Origin of the sequence: Nonomuraea rubra (genome assembly GCF_014207985.1) — a bacterium.
Taxonomy (GTDB): Bacteria; Actinomycetota; Actinomycetes; order Streptosporangiales; family Streptosporangiaceae; genus Nonomuraea; species Nonomuraea rubra.
Genome location: NZ_JACHMI010000001.1, coordinates 1277733 through 1295686, shown reverse-complemented (window position 1 = coordinate 1295686; position 17954 = coordinate 1277733). Strand labels below are relative to the sequence as shown.

The following is a 17954-nucleotide window of genomic DNA, read 5'->3' as shown; positions in this document are numbered from 1 at the left end:
ACGACAGTCGCATGCCCGCAGAGCACGACAAGAAGCTATAACGGAACACACGCGCCTCTCTGACATCAGTTGTCCGATTACTAGACTTTCGTCAACAAACACCCCCTGAACCCCCGGAGGAGCAGTTGAGACTCTCGTCTCTGCTGGCCGGCGCCATCGCGTTAGCCGCCACCTCGGCAGCGCTGGTGGCCACACCCGCCCTCGCCGACCCGGAAACCAAGCTCGACCCGGCGATCACGGCGAGCGGCGAGCACCGCGTGATCGTCCGCGTCCAGCAGCCCGCCCAGGTCAAGTCCGCGCAGTCCAGCGCGGAGGCGGTCGAGCAGGACAGGAAGAACGTCGGCGCGGCACCGCCTGCCGAGGTCGCCGGCGAGCTGGACTTCTTCGTCTACCGCGGCACCCGCGCCGAACTGGAGCAGATCGCCCAGCAGTCCGACGTGGTCTCGATCCGCAAGGACAGGCTCAACGAGCCCACGCTGGTGGAGAGCATCCCGCTGATCGGCGCCGACAGGGCGCACCGCCTCGGCTACACCGGCAGGGGCACCGCCGTGGCGATCCTCGACTCCGGCATCGACAACGACCACCCCGCCTTCGGCGACCGCATCGTGGCCCAGGCGTGCTTCTCCGCCACGGACCCGGTGGACGGCTCCAAGCCGCTGTGCCCGAACGGCAGCCAGTTCCAGATCGGCGACGGGGCCGCGAACGCCGAGACGGCGGCGTGCATGACGGGCGCCCCGCAGCCGCAGTACGGCCTGTGCTACCACGGCACCCACGTGGCGGGCATCGCGGCGGGCCAGCGGACGGCCGACTTCGCCGCCAGCGGCGTCGCGCCCAAGGCCAAGATCATTCCGGTGCAGGTCTTCAGCCGCTTCGACAACTCGCCGTACTGCTCGGGCCGCCCGGTCTGCATCCTGGCCTACGACTCCTCCATCCTGACTGGCATGGCATACGCCGACACGCTGGCCGACCAGTACAACATCGCCTCGGTGAACCTGAGCCTGGGCGGCGGCAAGTACGACACGGCCTGCGACGAGGGCGACGGCGCCGACTTCAAGGCCGAGGTGGACAAGCTCCTCGCCAAGGGCACCGCCACGGTGGTCGCCTCCGGCAACAACGGCTACGACGCGTCGGTGTCGTGGCCCGCGTGCGTCTCCAACACGGTGGCCGTCGGCGCCACGGACAAGCAGGACGCGGTGGCCGCCTTCTCCAACCGCGGCGCCCTGCTCGACCTGTACGCCCCGGGCGTCGCGATCACGGCGGCCATCGCGGGCAACACGTACGCCGCCCTGAACGGCACCTCCATGGCCACCCCGCACGTCACGGGCGCGTTCGCGCTGCTGCGCCAGAAGAGCAGGCACGCCACGGTGGACAGGCTGCTCGGCTCGTTGCAGCGGACGGGCAAGCCGATCACGTACCCGAGCGCGGACACCGAGGTCACCACCCCCCGCCTCGACATCTGGTCCGCCCTCCGCAAGGGATAGACCCCCACCCATCGCCCATAGGGGTGGGCCACCCACCCGTTGCCCGTCGGGGTGGTCGCCCATGGGAGCCCACCCCGAAAGGGCTTCGCCGGGGGCGCTTCGCGCGCACAGCTCAGACGCTCTGATCAGGCGCCTCCGGCGCAACCCGGCCTTCGGCACCCCAGCGCCTCCGGCGCCCCGCCCGGGGGCGCCTGCGGCGCCACTCGGTCCGCTCCCTTGCCCATCCGCCGGAGTGAGCCACCCGAATCCCGCAAGAGAGCCGCTCAAGAAGGCACCCGTCGTGCCCGGGCTCGAACGCCCTAACCCGCGATCACCCCTCCACGGCGCGTTCAGACGCCCGCCGCGATCTTGAGCAGGACCACCCCGCCGATGATCGCCGCGAACGACCCCAGCTTGGCCGGAGTGATCCGTTCCTTGTAGATGAGGGCGCCGAGCAGCACCGTGCCGATGGAGCCGATGCCCGTCCACATGGTGTAGCCGACGCCGACGTCCAGTGTCCTGAGCGCCAGGCTGAGGGTGAAGATGCCGCCTGCGGCCGACAGCAGCGTGAAGACCGACGGCCAGAGGCGGGTGAAGCCCTTGGTGGCGTTGGTGCCGAGGGCGAAGCCGATCTCGAAGACGATCGCGATGGACAGGTAGAGCCAGGCCATGATGGCGTTCCTCCGGTTCAGGCGGCGGTGGTAGTGGCGGTGGTGGACGGGCGGTCGGCGAGTTTGAGGCCGAGGACGCCGCCGATGATCAGGACGAAGGCCAGGGCCTTCCACACGGTGATCTGCTCGTCGAAGATCAGGGCGCCGAGCACGACGGTGCCGACCGAGCCGATGCCGGTCCACACGGTGTAGCCGACGCCGACGTCCAGCGTCTTCAGCGCCAGGCTCAGGAAGAAGATCCCGCCGGCCGCCGCTCCCGCCGTGAGCAGGGACGGCCACAGCTGGGTGAATCCCTCGGTGGCGTTGGTGGCCAGTGCGAAGACGACTTCGAACACCGCCGCGATGAGCAGGTAGATCCAGGCCATCGGAGATCCCTTCTCGGAATTTGCATGTATCTGCAAGTAGTTGGGCCGAGCAGAAGGATGTATGTACATGTATATTGTTGTCAAGTGAAAGCCGCCTGACACCGGGAGGTCCCCATGACCGCCGCGCCGCCCGTCTCGGAGATCGCCTCGACGTGGAATCACGTCCTGCTCCTGCACGCACGCGTGGAGAGCAGGCTCGGCACCGCGCTCCAGCGGCGGCACGGCATCGGCCTGTCGGAATACCGGGCGCTCGGCCACCTCGCCGCCTCCCCCACCAGCGAGCTGCGCATGCAGGAGCTGGCCGACAGGATCGGGCTGAACCAGAGTTCGGTGACCCGGCTGGTGGCGCGGCTGAACGCGGCGGACTTCACGTACCGGGACCTGTGCCCGGACGACAAGCGCGGCGTCTACACGGTCATCACCGAGGCCGGGCGCGCCCGGTACGCCGAGGCGAGCCAGACCTACGAGGAGACGCTGAGGAGCGCTCTGGAGGAGGCCGGGCAGGCGGACCCGGCACTCGCCGCAGCGGTCACGGCGCTGGCCGGAGCGCTGACACGCGGCTGAGCCTCCGGCGCTGGGGGGAGCGCCCGGCACAGGCGGAGCGGAGGGCCGGCGGCTGAGTTCTCAGTGAGGAGATCCGGCCGGCCCGGATCGGTGTTCGCTCTCGTACCATGATTGCGTGCAGGGCCTCCTCCGCTCGCTGTGGGACGAGCCCCGTCCGCCCCAGGCGCCGCGCCGGGTGTGGCGGGACTGGGCGCTCGTGGGGCTGCTCGCCGTGGCCATCGTGCTGGAGGCGGTGTTCCGTACCGATCTCCAGTGGCGGCCGATCTCGGTGATCTTCGCCGCGGCGATGCTGCCCACGCTGTTATGGCGCCGTACGCGGCCGCTGCCCGCCGTGGCGGTCCCGGTCGTGCTCTCGGTCCTGGTCCAGCTGCTCACGGGTGCCGATCCGGCCGAGATGGGCTCCATGGCCTACATCCTGATCCTGCTCTACGCCCTGTCCCGGTGGGGGTCGGGACGGGAGGTCGCCGCGGGGCTGGTGCTGATCACGGCCGCGGTGCTGGCCGGCGTGGCGTCGGGGAACATCCTTCCCGGCGACGTCGGCGGGGCGTTCGCGGTCGTGTTCGCGGGGATGACGCTGGGCGGCACCTTCCGCTACCGGGCCAGGGCCAGGATGCGCGAGCTCGATCAGGTCAAGCTGCTCGAACGCGAGCAGCTGGCCCGCGACCTGCACGACACCGTGGCCCATCACGTCTCGGCGATGGCGATCCGGGCCCAGGCGGGCATCGCGACCGCGGCCTCCGATCCCGGCGCCGCCGTGGACGCGCTGCGGGTGATCGAGGCCGAGGCGTCCCGTACGCTCGCCGAGATGCGCACCATGGTCCGCGTCCTGCGCCGCGACCAGGGATCCCCGGCCCCCGAGCTGGCTCCGAACCCGCACCTCGACGACCTCCGGCAGCTCGCCGGGCGCGGCCGGGTCGGCCCCGCCGTGGACGTGCGGATCGACGGTGACCTCGACGACCTGTCCGCGTCCGTCGGGGCCGCGATCTTCCGGATCGCCCAGGAGTCCGTCACCAACGCCAGGCGGCACGCCCGGCACGCCACCCGGATCGAGGTCCGCGTGGCCGCCGACGACACGTCCGTGCGCCTGCGGGTGAGCGACGACGGCGACAGCACCGCGGGCCGTCCCGTCACCCCGTCCGGGTACGGGCTGCTCGGCATGATCGAACGCGCCGGCCTGCTCGGCGGCACCTGCGAAGCCGGACCCAACCCTGGTCGCGGCTGGACCGTGACCGCCGAACTGCCTCGAACGGGAGCCTCCACATGACCACAGGGCCGGCGGAGCACCCGGGTGAACCGACCAGGAACGCGGGCGAAGCGGCCCGGAACACAGGCAAAGCGGGCCAAAACGCGGGCGAAGCGGCCGGGAACACCGGCGAAGCAGGCCGGAACGCGGACGAAGCGGACACCGGGATGCGCGAGCAGCCGCACCACGACGGCCCCATCCGGGTGATCGTCGCCGACGACCAGGAGATCGCCCGTACCGGCCTGCGGATGATCATCGACGCCCAGCCCGGCATCGAGGTCGTCGCCGAGGCCGCCGACGGGCACCGCGCCGTCGAGCTGGCGCGGCGGCTGCGACCAGATGTATGCCTGTTCGACATCCGCATGCCCCGCTGCGACGGCATCGAGGCCACCCGCGCCCTGGCCGGGCCCGAGGTGGCGGACCCGATGGCGGTCGTCGTGATCACCACGTTCGACCTCGACGAGTACGTCTACGCCGCGCTCAGGGCGGGCGCCCGCGGGTTCCTGCTCAAGGACGCGGGCCCCGCCCTGCTCTCCCAGGCGATCCGCGCCGCGGCGGGCGGCGACGCGCTCATCGCGCCGAGCATCACCGCCCGCCTGCTGTCGGCGTTCGCCGGCACCGGCCCCGCCCAGCCCCGCGTGCAGCCGATCGAGCCGCTCACCGAGCGGGAGGAGGAGATCCTGGTCACCGTGGCCCGCGGGCGGACCAACAACGAGATCGCCGACGAGCTGCACATCTCGCTGAGCACGGTGAAGAGTCACGTGGCGAGCCTGATGACCAAGCTCGGCGTCCGTAACAGGGTCGAGATCGCCATGTGGGCGTACGAGACGAACCGGGTCAGGCAGCGCTGACCCGCCACCCCCGCCGGCGGATGATCGCCTCGGCCACGGCGGCGTTGATCGCCCAGCTCGCGCCCAGGACCAGCGCCCGGGTGAGGTGGTCGGGCTCGCCCGCGGCCGCGATCCACACTCCCTGCGTCACGGCCTGGGTTCCCGCGCCGGCGCCCATGGCGTACGCGCGCATCATCCAGGCGCGGTGCCGCGGCACGTCCCCGCGGCGGATGGCGGCCAGGCCGAGCACGAGGGAGCCGCACATGACCGTCCCCGCCACCCAGCGGAACACCGACAGCAGCCCGTCGTCGCCGGGCGGCAGCTCGGCGAACGCCGTCATCCACAACCCCGACAGCCCCGCCACCAGCCCGAACCCGACCAGCGCCCGCCCGGCGGCCCGGTGCCACGCGCGCCTGCGCCGCCGGAACCTGGGGGCGAACTGGAACGCGCCCACGGCGCTGTAGACGGAGACGGCCACGACGTGCGCCACGATCGGCGCGGGCGAGGCGAAGAAGCGGGCGTTGGCCTGCGTGATCTCGGCCCCCGCGGTCAGCTCGGTGAGGCGGATGGCGCCCGCGAGCAGGGGGACGAAGCTGAGGGCGATCAGTCCGGCCGGCACGAGCCAGCTCGTCCTGGGGGCTGCGAGGTCGTTGGGCATGCCCCGATGGTGACCGCCGGGCCCGCCCCGGCTCATCGCCCTGACGGCCCGACCTGGTTGAGCCGATCGGCCGGTCGACAGGTCGTACTTTCGACCGTTGAGCCTTCCCGCAGGTCGCGCCCACACTGAGGCCATCGACCCCACGGAAGGAGATTCCCGATGAAGGCCTACGTTCTCACCTCGTACGGCTCCCCCGACGCCCTGGAGCTCAAGCACGTCGCCCAGCCCGCCCCCGGCCCCGGCGAGGTCCTGGTACGGGTGCGCGCCGCCTCCGTCCAGCCCGCGGACTGGCACCTCATGCGCGGCGAGCCGTTCGTCTCCCGGCTCATGCCCGGCCCCCTGGGCCTGCGCAAGCCGAAGATCAGCGTCCTCGGCGCGGACGTGGCCGGGGAGGTGGAGGCGGTCGGCCCGGGCGTCACGCGGTTCGAGCCGGGCGACGAGGTGTACGCGATGACCGCCAAGGGCGGCGGTTTCGCCGAGTACGTGTGCGTGCCGGAGACCGAGCTCGCGCCCAAGCCGGCGAAGCTGTCGTTCGAGGAGGCGGCGGCCGTGCCGCTGGCCGCCGGCACCGCCCTGCTGGCCCTGCGCGACCAGGGCCGGGTGCGGCCGGGGCAGCGGGTGCTGATCAACGGCGCCTCGGGCGGCGTGGGCACGTTCGCGGTGCAGCTCGCCAAGGCGTACGGCGCGCACGTCACGGGCGTGTGCAGCACGCGCAACCTGGACCTGGTGCGCTCGCTCGGCGCCGACGAGGTGGTGGACCGCACGAAGGAGGACTTCACCCGTGGCGGGCAGGTCTACGACGTGCTGCTCTACATCGCGGGCAACCGCTCGTTCTCCGAGTGCCGCAGGGTGATGGCGCGCAAGGGCGTCTGCGTCCTGATCGGCGGCTCGGCCAGCCGCTGGCTGCAGCCCGCCGGCCACGTCTTCGCGACCCTCGCCGCGTCGGCGTTCGTCTCCCAGAAGGCGGTGCTCACGAACGTGCTCGCGGCCACGGGGAACCGGCGGAACCTGGAGGAGCTGACGGACCTCGTCGAGGACGGCCGGCTCACGCCGGTCGTGGACCGCGTGTACGACTTCGAGGAGCTGCGGGCGGCGATCCGGTACCAGGAGGAGGGCCAGGCGCCGGGGAAGGTCGTCGTCCGGGTGTGAGGGCCGATGGGCGAGTCAGGCGTACAGGTCCTCGAGGCCGACCAGGCGGGCGTCCTTGGGGAGGTCACCCTGGAAGCCGGCGCCTGTGTAGCACGTGAGGACCGTACCGGTGGTGTCGTACCCCTTCACGGACAGCAGATCCCGGGCGCGGCGGAGCCGTTCGACATGGCCGGCGTTCATGACCTTGTCCCATTTCACCTCGCCGAGGGACAAGATTCGGCGTGGCCGGCCGTGCTCCTCCCGGGCGAGGACGGCCACATCGACCTGGATCTGTGTCCGGTTGTGCGGGTCTGCCACAGTTCCGGCGGCCACCTCGCCAGGCGACTCACCGAACATTCCGGCGTCCACGGTCCACACCCACTCCCTGCAGAGGGCCTCGAAGTGCGGCCCTACCACCTGGGACAGGAACGTCCCGCGAGAGTCGCGCCACGCGGCCTCCGGCTGACCGCGTTCGAGCCGGGTCCACTCACGGCGCATCACGGCCTCGTAGAAGACGATCAGGGGCTCGCTGATGCGGAAGACCGACTTTCCCCTTCTGAACGCGTCAGCCTCGCGGGTGATCAGCTGCGAATCCTCGAGGACGTTCAACGGATGACCTATGTCTGGAGATTTCCGGCCAATGTGGTTGGCGATCCCGCCACGGGTCGCGTTGCCCGATGCGATGGCGTCGAGCACGGCGTGATAGACGGCCGTTTCGCGGATGTCCGCTTCCTCCGCCAGGAGGTAGCGGGCCTCGCGGAAGATCGGCACCTGCGGGTTGAGCACGGTGCGCACCACCCAGTCGTCGAAGTCGTCCAGGGACTCAGGCACGTCATCGGCCACGAACTCCCGGCGGTAAGCGGGTGTGCCGCCCGCGATCGAGTGAACGAGCACCGCGAGCCGTGGATCGTCGATGCCCCAGAACCTGGCGGCGGCACGGTAGTCCAGCGGTTTCACCACCAGTTCCAGGCTCGCCCGCCCGCGCAGGGGCGCATTGCCCGCCAGAAGACGGCCCATCACGCCCATGGCCGATCCGCACAGCAACAACCGCGACTTCGCACCCCTCGCGTAGCCACGCGGGTCCAGGGCGAGCTGGAACACCGAGGCCAGGGAAGGGGAGGCCTTGGTGAGATAGGGGAACTCGTCGATCACGATGAGTCCCTCGGGCACATCGATGTACAGGCGCTCCAGCGCCTCATGCCAATCGGCGAACGCGTATCGACCGCCTCCGGTCTGCGCGGCCAAGGCCCGGCCGAACCGGGCCAGCGCCGCGGTCTCCGTCTCGTCGGTGGCCGTGAAGAAGAATCCGCCCGCTTCTTGCACCAGTGCGTCCAGGAGGAAGGTCTTGCCCTGCCTCCGCCTGCCGCTCACGATGCCGAGCCTGACGTCAGGACTCGGGGATGTCGCGAACCTGGCCAGGCCCGCCCACTCGCGATCACGATCGAACACGTGTGCAGGCTTGGGGATGGTCTTCATGAGTAGAAGTATACAGCTAAGGTTTACACCCCTTAGCTGTATATCCCTACGCGCGTTTGGAATTGTGTCGCTTAGGGTGGCTTCTATGGACGCAGGCAAGGTGATCTTCGAAACCGTGGAGAAGCTCCGTCAGCGGCGGACGGCCCCGCTGATCCTGGAGCTCGATCTCACCGAAGGCCTCACCGAGGGCCCGCCGGCGGATCCGCTCGCCGCTGTGCTGTCCATGCGCAAGACGCGCCTGGCCGACGTCCTGTCCGGGCTCAAGCGGGCCAGGCAGGACTCCAGGGTCAAGGCGCTGGTCGTGAAGATCGGGGGGCAGCCGCTGGGTCTGGCCATGGTGCAGGAGCTGCGCCAGGCCGTGATCCACTTCCGTGCCTCCGGCAAGCTGACCGTGGCGTTCTCGGAGTCGTTCGGGGAGTTCGGCGGCGGCACCGTGCCGTACTATCTGGCCACCGCCTTCGAGCGGCTCTACCTGCAGCCCAGCGGCGACGTCGGGCTGACCGGGGTGGCGATGGAGCAGCGCTTCGTCAAGGGGGCGCTGGGCAAGCTGGGCGTCGGGTTCGAGGCGGGGCAGCGGCACGAGTACAAGACCGCGCCCAACACCTTCACCCAGGACCACATGACCGATCCGCACCGCGAGTCCATGGCGCGCATCGTCGAGTCGGTCACCGAGAGCCTCGTCGCGGGCATCGCCGACGGCCGCCGCCTGGACCCGGGCAAGGTGCGGGAGCTGATCGACCGCGGGCCGTTCACCGCCGCCGAGGCGCAGGAGGCCGGGCTGGTCGACGGGCTGGCCTACCGGGACGAGGTGTACGACGAGCTCAAGCGGTCCGCGGGCGACGACGCGCACCTGCTGTACGTCGGCCGCTACGCCAAGGCCGCGGCCGTGCGCAAGCTGCCGCACCCGATGGCCGACGCGGTCGCGCTCGTGCACGCCACCGGCATGATCAGGACCGGCCGCAGCGGCCGCAGCCCGCTCGGTGGCGGCGGCGCGATGGGCTCCGACACGATCAGCGCCGCGCTGCGCGCGGCCAGGCGGGACGACCACGTCAAGGCCGTCGTGTTCCGGGTCGACAGCCCCGGCGGCTCGTACGTGGCCAGCGACACGGTCTGGCGCGAGGTGACGCTGACGCGCAAGGTCAAGCCCGTGATCGTGTCCATGGGCGACCTGGCGGCCTCCGGCGGTTACTTCATCGCGATGGCGGCCGACGTGATCGTGGCCCAGCCCGGCACGCTGACCGGCTCGATCGGCGTGTACGGCGGCAAGCCCGTCTTCTCCGAGCTGCTGGAGAAGGCCGGGATCAACTCGGAGATGGTGGCCCAGGGCGCCAACGCCGGCATGTTCTCCACCTCCCGCGGCTTCTCGCCCGAGCAGTGGGACCGCATCAACGCCTGGCTCGACCGCATCTACGACGACTTCGTGGGCAAGGTGGCCCAGAGCCGCGACCTGTCCCGCGAGCGTACTCACGAGCTGGCCCGCGGCCGGGTCTGGACGGGCGCCGACGCCCGGGCGAACGGCCTGGTGGACGAGCTGGGCGGGCTGGAGGACGCGCTGGCCATGGCCAGGAAGCGAGCCGGCCTGGCCGACGACGCGCCGGTGCGCACCTATCCGCGGATCAACCCGCTGGAGCGGCTGCGCGGGCCGGAGTCGAGCGAGGACCGGTCGGCGGCGCTGGCCAGGATCAGGATGGACGCCTGGGGGCCGCTCGCCCGGCTGTCGGCCGAGCTGGGCCTGCCCGCGGTGGGGCCGCTGATCCTGCCCGGCTGGTACTCCATCCGCTGACCGCGTGCGGGCGGTACTCCGTCCGCTGACCGCCCGAGGGCTTCGCGGTCGGGGAGCCCTGCGTCAGGTGGCGGCCGTCGAGCGGTAGCGGCCGCGTAGCCGTACCAGGGGCTGGAGGGACGCGTCGACGTAGTCGACGGCCAGCACGGCGGCGATGAAGATCGTGTGATCGCCGGCCGGGACCACCTTGGTGGTCTCGGCCTCGATCGCGGCCACCCCGCCCTCGATCACGAGCGCCTCGGTCAGCGGGCCCCGGTGGTGCGGGGTGCCCGCCACGAGCAGCCGGGCGCTGGGCCGGCCGGCGGTGGCGAAGCGGCTGGCGACGGCGGCCTGGCCCGACGACAGCAGGGAGGCCGCCCAGCGGTCCTGCCGGAGCAGGACCTCGTTGAGGTAGCCGCGGCTGGCCAGGCTCACCAGCACCAGCGGCGGCTCCAGCGAGACGGACATCAGCGCCGACACCGTGGTGCCGAGGTCGTCGCGCCCGTCGCGCGCGGTCACGACCGCCACCCCCGCGGCGAGCTGCGCCATCGCCTCCGTGAACAACTCGCTCACCGCACGGGCCCCCGGCTTCCCGGGGCCCGCGGTGGCGAGACCGTCCGCACGGGCGCCCGGCCTTCAGAGGCCCGCGGTGGCGAGGCCGTCCGCGCGGGCCCCCGGTGACCGGGGGCCCGGAGCGCGGAGGTCATCCGAGACCGTTGGTGGTCAGCCATTCCTTGGCCACGACCGCGGGCTCGTCCTTGTTGACGGAGATCTTCTGCATCATCTGCAGGAGGGAGTCGGTCGTCAGCTTCGCCGAGATGCCGTTCAGGGTGGTCCTGATGGTCTCGCTGGCCGCGGCCTTGTTCAGCAGGGGCGTCACGTTCTGGGCGGGGAAGATGTTCTTGGGGTCCTGCAGCGCCACGAGGTTGTTGGCGGCCATCTTCGGGTCGGTGGTGAAGACGTTCCCGACCTGGATCGAGCCGTCCTTGATCGCGTCGGAGGTGGTGGGCCCCGTCGGCTTCCACTCCTTGAACTCCAGGCCGTAGACCTCCTTGAAGCGCGCCTCCCACCGGTTCTTGAACTCGGGCGGGCCGCCGACGATCATGTCCTTGGAGACCTTGGCGAGGTCCTCGATCGTGTTCAGCGACTGCTTGGTCTGGGTGTCCTTGGAGATGGACAGGCTGTCCTTGTCCTCCGCCGGGGAGGAGTCGAGCACCTCCAGCTCGGCGGGCAGCTTCTCCTTCAGCGCCGTGTTCACCTCGTCGGTGGTGGCGGCGGTGGCCTTCTGGTCGATGAAGGCGAGCAGGTTGCCGTTGTACTCGGGGACGATCGTCAGGCCGCCGCTCTTGACCTGGTCGTAGACGACCTCGCGGCTGCCGATCCGCGGCTTCTCCTCCACCTGTACGCCCTTGGCCTCCAGTGCCTGGGCGTAGATCGAGGCGAGCAGCACGCTCTCGTCGAAGTCGAAGGAGCCGATGACGGCCTTACCTCCAGCGCTCGAAGCCGAGCCGGTGGGAGCGGCGCTCGTCGTGTCGAGGGGGTTGCCCCCGGTGCTGCCGCCGCCCCCGCAGGCGGCGAGTGCGAGCATCGCCGTGAGGAACACTCCGGCGACGCCGTACTTGCGTCTCATCTTGCATTTCCCTTCTAAAGCGGGAGGTAATATAGGAGACTATCGGACCTTCAGTCGCTGGCTCACCCCCGGAGAGACCGTCACTCTCTGGACGAGCGCGAACAGGACCTGCACCACGAGCGCGAACAGCACAATCAGTACTGAACCGCCGACGACGCTCGCGTAATCCTTGGTCGCGAAACCGTCGATCACGTAACGTCCGAGGCCGCCCAGCCCGGTGTAGGCGGCGACCGTGGTGGTGGCCACGACCTGGATGGCCGACAACCGGCAGCCGAGCAGGATCAGCGGCAGCGCCACCGGCACCAGCACCCGCCCGAGCACCTGCCCGCCGCGCAGCCCCATCCCGTACGCGGCGTCGCGCAGCTCGGGGTCGACCCCCTTGATCCCCTCGAACGTGTTGACCAGGATCGGCGGCACCGACAGCAGCACCAGCGGGATGATCACCGGCCAGATCGAGGCCGTGCCCAGCAGCAGCACGAACATCACCAGCAGGCCCAGCGTGGGCAGCGCCCTGGCCAGGTTCGCGGACACGACGACGAGCAGCTCGCCCCGCCCGGTGTGCCCGATCGCCAGGCCCAGCGGCACGGCGATCAGCACGGCCAGCAGCAGGGCCAGCGCCGAGAACTCCAGGTGCTCCAGCAGGCGCATGGGGATGCCGCCGGAGCCCGACCAGTTCTCGCCGTTGCCGAAGAACTCGCCCAGCCAGCTCAGGAACGACGTCAGCCAGTTCACGCCACCGTCCCCTTCCGTGCGCGTACCTGGACGGCCTTCCGCTTCCGGCCCGTCTGCCCCTTACGCGCGCGTACCCACGGAGTGAGCAGCCGCTGCGCCAGGACCAGCAGGCCGTCGGCGATCAGCGCGAGCAGGACGATGAGCACGATGCCGACGATCACCGGCGGCATGAACGGGTTCTGGTACGCCCGCGTGAACAGCCCGCCGAGCCCGCCCTGCCCGATCAGCGCCCCCACGCTGACCAGGCTGATGCTGGAGACCGCGACAACCCGCATGCCCGCCAGCACCACCGGCACCGCGATCGGCAGCTCCACCTGCAGAAGGCGGCGCAGCGGGGTGAAGCCCATCGCCACGGCCGACTGGCGTACGTGGTCGGGCACCGAGTCGATCCCGTCGACCACGGCCGGGATCAGCACGGCCATGCCGTAGAAGGTCAGCGGGATGATCACCGTGGTCTGCGACAGCCCGGTCACCGAGATCAGCAGCATGAAGACCGGCAGCGACGGCAGCGCGTACACGATGTTCATGAACCCCGCCGTGGGCTGGTAGAGCCAGCGCCAGCGGATGGAGGCCAGGCCGAGCGGGAGCGCGAGCAGCAGCGCGAGCACGATCGGCACCAGCGACATCGTCAGGTGGTCGGTCAGCAGGTTCCTGATGCTGTCGGCCCGGCCGGTGTCCCAGTTGCGCCCGATCCACTCCCAGATGGAGGGAGGCCCGTCACCCATCTGCGGCCTCCGCCAGCGCCTCGTCCAGGGCCTGCCTGGTGGCCACGCCGACGGCCTTGCCCCGCTCGTCCACGGCCACCGCGCAGCCGGACGGCGACAGCAGCGCCGCGTCGAGGGCGGAGCGCAGGTTGTCGCGGCCGTGCTCGTACGTGCCGGCGGGCTCCAGCTCGCCGGGCCGATCGCCGCGCCGCCAGCCCACCGGCCGGCCGTCGCCGTCCACGACCAGCAGCCACGGCTCGGACGTGCTGCCGTCGAACCCCTCGGGCACGGTCAGGTCGGTACGCAGCCGCAGCCCCGCCGTGGAGATGAAACGCAGCCGCCTGATCCCCCTGTCCTGCCCGAGGAACTCGCGGACGAAGTCGTCGGCCGGCTCCGACAGCAGCGTCTTGGGGTCGGCGAGCTGGGCCAGCCTGCCGCCCACGCGCAGCACCGCCACCCGGTCGCCGAGCTTGATGGCCTCGTCGATGTCGTGCGTGACGAACACGATCGTCTTGTTCAGCTCGCTCTGCAGCCGCAGCAGCTCGTCCTGGAGGTTGGTGCGGACGATGGGGTCGACGGCGCTGAACGGCTCGTCCATGAGCAGCACGGGCGGGTCGGCGGCCAGCGCCCTGGCCACGCCGACGCGCTGCTGCTGGCCGCCGGAGAGCTGGAACGGGTAGCGGCCGGCGAGCGCGGGGTCGAGGCCGACGCGCTCCAGCAGCTCCATGGCCGCGGCGCGGGCCTTCTTCCTGTCCCAGCCCAGCAGGTAGGGGACGGTCGCGATGTTGTCGACGATCTTCCGGTGCGGGAAGAGGCCGGCCTGCTGGATGACGTACCCGATGCCGCGCCGCAGCGCCGGCGGGTCGATGCCCTGCACCGGCTTCCCGTCGAGCAGGATCCGGCCCTCGGTGGCGTCGATCATCCGGTTGATCATCCGCAGCGAGGTGGTCTTCCCGCAGCCCGACGGGCCGACGAACACGGTGATCTCGCCGGTGGGCGCCTCCAGGCTGAGGTCGTCCACGGCGACCGTTCCGTCCGGATAGCGTTTGGTGACAGACTCGAATGTGATCACGCGCGAACTCTCGCTTCGGGGCCTCCGGCGGCAGCGCCGCAGCCCCCGTGCCACGACCGCCGCATGATCTGCTGAACCCACAGACTACGGCGGCTCGTACCGACCTGTCCCCTCGGGTTTTCCTGAAACGCTTCACTTGAGCTGGGAGATTCGTATGAAATCTGGATCTGGTAGTGCGCCGGACCACGGTGTGTTGGCATGATTACCCTCACCATTCCTGACGCATCAGCTCACAACTCCTGACGCGCCTCTCACCCCCAGCGTCCGCATCCAGCAAGAGGAACCGGCCCCGTGTCTCAGTCGCTCACCGATCAGCGCCATCGTGCAGAACTGATCGCAGAGCTCTACGACCTCCATGCCGCCGGGCTGTTCGCGTACTGTGCCGACCAGCTCGGTGACCTCGGCTCGGCCTCCGACGTCCTGGTGGCCGTGCTCAGCAGCGTCCCCGCCACCGCGCCGCCCCGCGCCGCGCTCTACGCCTTCGCCCGCCGCGAGATCCACCGGCGGGACATCGTCTACTCCCCGCCCGCCGTCGACCCGCTCATCGACCCGGCCACCGCGCTCGTCGAGCGTTCCCTGCGCGAGCTGCGCCCGCACCAGCGCGAGGTGCTGGTGTTGTGCGCGGTGTGCGGGCTCAGCAAGGCCGAACTGGCCTGGGTGCTCGACGTCGCGCCCGACACCGCCGAGGAGCTGGCGGTGGGCGCGGGGCACCGCCTGCGCCAGTCGCTCGGAACGGCACTGGCCTCGACCGGGGTCCGCGTGCCCAAGCCGGTGGCCGACGTCTACGGCGCGCTCGGCGTCGCGCCGCTGCGCGACGTGCTCGGCCGCCTGCCGTGGCCGCAGCCGCCGGGAGCGCTGCGCATCCACTTCGCGGGCTCCCGTACGGCGGCGCCCGCACCGCTGTTCGTCAAGCCCCGCTGGCCCAGCCCGCCCATGTGGCCGCAACCGCTGGCGGACGCCGATCCGGCGACCAGCACGGTGATCTTCCCGGCCGAGCTGCTGACACCGCCCTCGGCGGCGCAAACGCCCGTGCACGAGGCGACCACCGCCCCGATGCCCAAGCTCCGCGACCCGTTCTCGCCCCCGAGGGACGTGCTCGACCCGGGGCCGCCGCTGCGGGATCCGCTCGGGTCGGCGCGAACGCTGCGGGACCCGCTGGGCGAGCTCCGGCCGCGCACCCCCTCCACCGGCGACCGGCCGGTCTCCGGCGACCGGCGGGATGGTGAGCGGCGGGATTCGGTGCCGTACGCCGGTGACCGGTGGGTCGCCGGGCCGTCCTCCGGGGCGTCGGCGCGGGAGCGGCCGTTCTTCATGGCGGCCCCCGACCCGACGGCCGCCGAGCCGTTCGCGACGGGTGACGTGATCCTGCCCAAGGACGCGCCGGACCCGTACATGACCGGCGACGTGCTCGTCCACGGTGACCCGTCCCTGCCGCTCCCCCCGCCGCGGCGGACGCCCGCCGAGGAACGCCGCCGGCAGCCGCTGGAGCCCCAGCCGACACCGGAGGAGTTCCGCAGGCCACCGTCGGCTCCCGAGGGGTTCCGCAGGTCGCCATCGGCGCCGGAGGAGTTCCGCAGGCCGCCGTCGGCTCCCGAGGGGTTCCGCGCGCCGCCGGCGGCTCCCGAGGGGTTCCGCGCGCCGCCGGCGCCGGCTCCGCGACGGCAGGCGTCACGGGCCGAGGAGCCGGTGCGCGGACCGGCGGCCCCGCTGTTCAAGCCCCGCGCCAAGCCCCGTCCCAAGCCCGCCGCCGAGCCGGTGTACCGGCTGCCGGACACCCGCGAGGACGAGCAGGACCAGGCGGGTTCCCTCGGCAGGCCGCTCGAGAAACCCCTGGAGAAGCCGCTGGAGAGGCCCCTGGACAGACCGCGGGAGCGGCCGCTGGACAGACCTCTCGACCGGCCGCTGGAGAAGCCGCTGAGCAGGCCGCGGCAGAGCGCGGAACCGCGCAAGCAGGGCCGGCCGGCGGGCTCGTCCCTCCTGGACCCGCGCCCGGTACGGGCCAGGCCCGCCCCCAAGCGACGCCCCGAGAGCGGCCGCCCGCCGAAGAAGGTGCGCCGCCGCAAGGACCGCCACCACGACTGGGTCTGGGAGCTCGTCGGGTTCCTGCTCTGCGTGGCCATCGCGATGATCGTGTTCTTCTCCATGCCGGTCTTCGTGGACCCATGACGACCGCTCCGGTGGCGGACCTGGAGGCCCGCCACCGGACACGCGGTCAGGACCGGCCGGTGAGCGCGGCCACGTCGAAGCCGCCCAGCCGCGCCGGGTCGCCGAGGATGTCCAGGGTCACGATCTTGCCGTCGACGATCGTGAACGCCCCCACGGCGGTCGTCCGCCCGTCCAGCACCATGAGCGCCCCCGCGGTGCCGTTGACCAGCACCGGGCGGGCGAACGGCGCCATCCGCCGGAACATGAGCGCCTGCTTCGCGACCGTGAGCGCCCCGCGAAGCTCGTTCCAGCCCCTGGCCGCCGAGGGACCCACGTCCGTGCGGAGCACGATGTCCGGGTGCAGGAGCGACACGAGCGTGTCGAAGTCACCGTCGCGGGCCGCCGCCATGAACGCGTCCACCACCTCGCGCTGCCGCGACACGTCCGGGTCCGGCGACGGGGCGGCCCCGGACACCCGCCGGCGGGCCCGGCTGGCGAGCTGCCTGGTGGCGGCGGGCGTACGGTCGACGATCCGCGCGATCTCCTCGAACGGCACCGCGAACAGGTCGTGCAGCACGAACGCCAGCCGCTCCGTCGGCTCCAGCTGCTGCAGCACCACGAGCAGCGCCAGCCCCACCGAGTCCGCCAGCAGCGCCTCCTGCTCGGGATCGGCGCCGCCCGCCGGGCTCACCACCGGCTCCGGCATGCGCTCCTCCAGCGGGTCCTCGCGGCGGTGCTCGCGGGAGCGCAACATGTTCAGGCAGATGCGGGACACGACCGTGGTGAGCCAGCCGCCCAGGTTCCGCACGTCGGCGGTGTCGGTGCGGTTGAGCCTGAGCCACGTCTCCTGCACCGCGTCGTCGGCCTCGCTCACCGACCCCAGCATCCGGTACGCCACAGCCCGCAGCTGACCCCGCTGCGCCTCGAAGAGGCCGGTCAGCGATTCGTCGTCGTTCACCTGTCACATTCCTTCGTCCGCCCGCGTCAATGCTTCGACCCATGAAAGCGGACCGATGTGACGTCATCGGCCCCGGGACCCTTGGAGTGACCGATGGAAGCACGGATGGGCCAGCCCGCCTTCGTCCTGCCCGACGCCATGCAGGCCCTGATGGCCCTGGAGAAGACCGTCAACGCGGCCGGTGTCTCCAGACAGCTGCTCAACCTCGTCTACCTGCGCTGCAGCCAGATCAACGGGTGCAGCGTGTGCGTGGACATGCACGCGCGGGACCTGAAGAAGCACGGCGAGAGCGACGAGCGGCTCTGGTCGGTGGCTGGCTGGCGGGACGCGCCGTACTTCACCGACGAGGAACGCGCCGCCCTCGCCCTCGCCGAGGCCGCCACCCGGCTGAACGACCGGTCCGACCCGGTGCCCGACGACGTGTGGAGCGCCGCCGCCGACCACTTCAGCGAGACCGAGCTGGCCGGGATCATCATGGGCATCGGCCTGGTCAACCTCTGGAACCGGCTCAACGCCTCCACCCGCCAGGTCGCGGGCGCCTGGACGGGCTGAGCCT

18 protein-coding genes are annotated in these 17954 nt (G+C 71.4%); 8 read left to right on the top strand and 10 right to left on the bottom strand.

Annotation, left to right across the window (positions count from 1 at the left end; genetic code table 11):
- The first annotated feature begins 125 nt into the window (after window positions 1-125).
- Window positions 126-1481, top strand: coding sequence for a S8 family peptidase (locus HD593_RS06020; protein ID WP_185101152.1), 1356 nt, complete (start codon window positions 126-128; stop codon window positions 1479-1481).
- A gap of 329 nt (window positions 1482-1810) precedes the next feature.
- On the opposite strand, the gene HD593_RS06015 is transcribed toward HD593_RS06020, so the two are convergent.
- Both HD593_RS06015 and HD593_RS06010 read right to left on the bottom strand, forming a co-directional pair.
- Window positions 1811-2131, bottom strand: coding sequence for a DMT family transporter (locus HD593_RS06015; RefSeq protein ID WP_185101151.1), 321 nt, complete (start codon window positions 2129-2131; stop codon window positions 1811-1813).
- Between the two features lie 17 nt (window positions 2132-2148).
- On the bottom strand, window positions 2149-2496 hold the full coding sequence (locus tag HD593_RS06010) for a DMT family transporter (RefSeq protein ID WP_185101150.1): 348 nt from the start codon (window positions 2494-2496) through the stop codon (window positions 2149-2151).
- Between the two features lie 114 nt (window positions 2497-2610).
- On the opposite strand from HD593_RS06010, the gene HD593_RS06005 reads away from it, so the two are divergent.
- The 3 genes from HD593_RS06005 (at window position 2611) to HD593_RS05995 (ending at window position 5154) form a co-directional block, all read left to right on the top strand.
- Window positions 2611-3060 (top strand): MarR family winged helix-turn-helix transcriptional regulator, encoded by a 450-nt coding sequence (locus HD593_RS06005; protein ID WP_185101149.1) that lies wholly within the window; start codon window positions 2611-2613, stop codon window positions 3058-3060.
- A 115-nt stretch (window positions 3061-3175) separates the two neighbouring features.
- A complete protein-coding gene (locus HD593_RS06000) occupies window positions 3176-4324 on the top strand; it encodes a sensor histidine kinase (protein WP_185101148.1) in 1149 nt (382 codons plus the stop codon).
- Between the two features lie 146 nt (window positions 4325-4470).
- Window positions 4471-5154 (top strand): response regulator, encoded by a 684-nt coding sequence (locus HD593_RS05995; RefSeq protein ID WP_185101147.1) that lies wholly within the window; start codon window positions 4471-4473, stop codon window positions 5152-5154.
- Here HD593_RS05995 and HD593_RS05990 read toward each other — a convergent pair.
- On the bottom strand, window positions 5141-5791 hold the full coding sequence (locus tag HD593_RS05990) for a DUF2306 domain-containing protein (protein WP_246546339.1): 651 nt from the start codon (window positions 5789-5791) through the stop codon (window positions 5141-5143). The two genes, HD593_RS05995 and HD593_RS05990, sit on opposite strands and share 14 nt — an antisense overlap.
- A 159-nt stretch (window positions 5792-5950) precedes the next feature.
- On the opposite strand from HD593_RS05990, the gene HD593_RS05985 reads away from it, so the two are divergent.
- Complete coding sequence (locus tag HD593_RS05985) at window positions 5951-6940, top strand: NAD(P)-dependent alcohol dehydrogenase (RefSeq protein ID WP_185101145.1); 990 nt, start codon at window positions 5951-5953, stop codon at window positions 6938-6940.
- Between the two features lie 15 nt (window positions 6941-6955).
- On the opposite strand, the gene HD593_RS05980 is transcribed toward HD593_RS05985, so the two are convergent.
- Window positions 6956-8395: an ATP-binding protein gene (locus HD593_RS05980; protein ID WP_185101144.1), complete on the bottom strand. Its 1440-nt coding sequence runs from the start codon at window positions 8393-8395 to the stop codon at window positions 6956-6958.
- A gap of 85 nt (window positions 8396-8480) precedes the next feature.
- Between HD593_RS05980 and sppA the strand changes: the two genes are divergently transcribed.
- A complete protein-coding gene (gene sppA, locus HD593_RS05975; RefSeq protein ID WP_185101143.1) occupies window positions 8481-10178 on the top strand; it encodes a signal peptide peptidase SppA in 1698 nt (565 codons plus the stop codon).
- A 63-nt stretch (window positions 10179-10241) separates the two neighbouring features.
- Here sppA and HD593_RS05970 read toward each other — a convergent pair whose 3' ends face one another.
- The 5 genes from HD593_RS05970 to HD593_RS05950 all read right to left on the bottom strand — a co-directional run bounded on the left by HD593_RS05970 (window position 10242) and on the right by HD593_RS05950 (window position 14295).
- Complete coding sequence (locus HD593_RS05970; RefSeq protein ID WP_312903370.1) at window positions 10242-10730, bottom strand: flavin reductase family protein; 489 nt, start codon at window positions 10728-10730, stop codon at window positions 10242-10244.
- Window positions 10731-10860: 130 nt separating this feature from the next.
- Window positions 10861-11787, bottom strand: coding sequence for an ABC transporter substrate-binding protein (locus tag HD593_RS05965; RefSeq protein WP_185101142.1), 927 nt, complete (start codon window positions 11785-11787; stop codon window positions 10861-10863).
- 39 nt (window positions 11788-11826) lie between these two features.
- Entirely contained in the window at window positions 11827-12519 is a 693-nt protein-coding gene (locus tag HD593_RS05960) for an ABC transporter permease (RefSeq protein ID WP_185101141.1), read from the bottom strand.
- The gene (locus HD593_RS05955; protein ID WP_185101140.1) at window positions 12516-13244 is read right to left on the bottom strand and encodes an ABC transporter permease; all 729 of its coding nucleotides are present in this window, start codon (window positions 13242-13244) and stop codon (window positions 12516-12518) included. The genes HD593_RS05960 and HD593_RS05955 overlap by 4 nt, the downstream gene beginning before the upstream one ends.
- Window positions 13237-14295, bottom strand: coding sequence for an ABC transporter ATP-binding protein (locus HD593_RS05950; protein WP_185101139.1), 1059 nt, complete (start codon window positions 14293-14295; stop codon window positions 13237-13239). Before HD593_RS05950 ends, HD593_RS05955 begins: the two co-directional genes overlap by 8 nt.
- A 291-nt stretch (window positions 14296-14586) precedes the next feature.
- Between HD593_RS05950 and HD593_RS05945 the strand changes: the two genes are divergently transcribed.
- The gene (locus HD593_RS05945; protein WP_185101138.1) at window positions 14587-16461 is read left to right on the top strand and encodes an RNA polymerase sigma factor; all 1875 of its coding nucleotides are present in this window, start codon (window positions 14587-14589) and stop codon (window positions 16459-16461) included.
- A gap of 46 nt (window positions 16462-16507) precedes the next feature.
- Here the strand turns inward: HD593_RS05945 and sigJ are convergent, their stop codons facing one another.
- Window positions 16508-17398 (bottom strand): RNA polymerase sigma factor SigJ, encoded by an 891-nt coding sequence (gene sigJ / locus HD593_RS05940; protein ID WP_185101137.1) that lies wholly within the window; start codon window positions 17396-17398, stop codon window positions 16508-16510.
- A 93-nt stretch (window positions 17399-17491) separates the two neighbouring features.
- Here sigJ and HD593_RS05935 point away from each other — a divergent pair, with 93 nt between their 5' ends.
- Window positions 17492-17950, top strand: coding sequence for a carboxymuconolactone decarboxylase family protein (locus HD593_RS05935; RefSeq protein ID WP_185101136.1), 459 nt, complete (start codon window positions 17492-17494; stop codon window positions 17948-17950).
- Window positions 17951-17954: the final 4 nt, after the last annotated feature.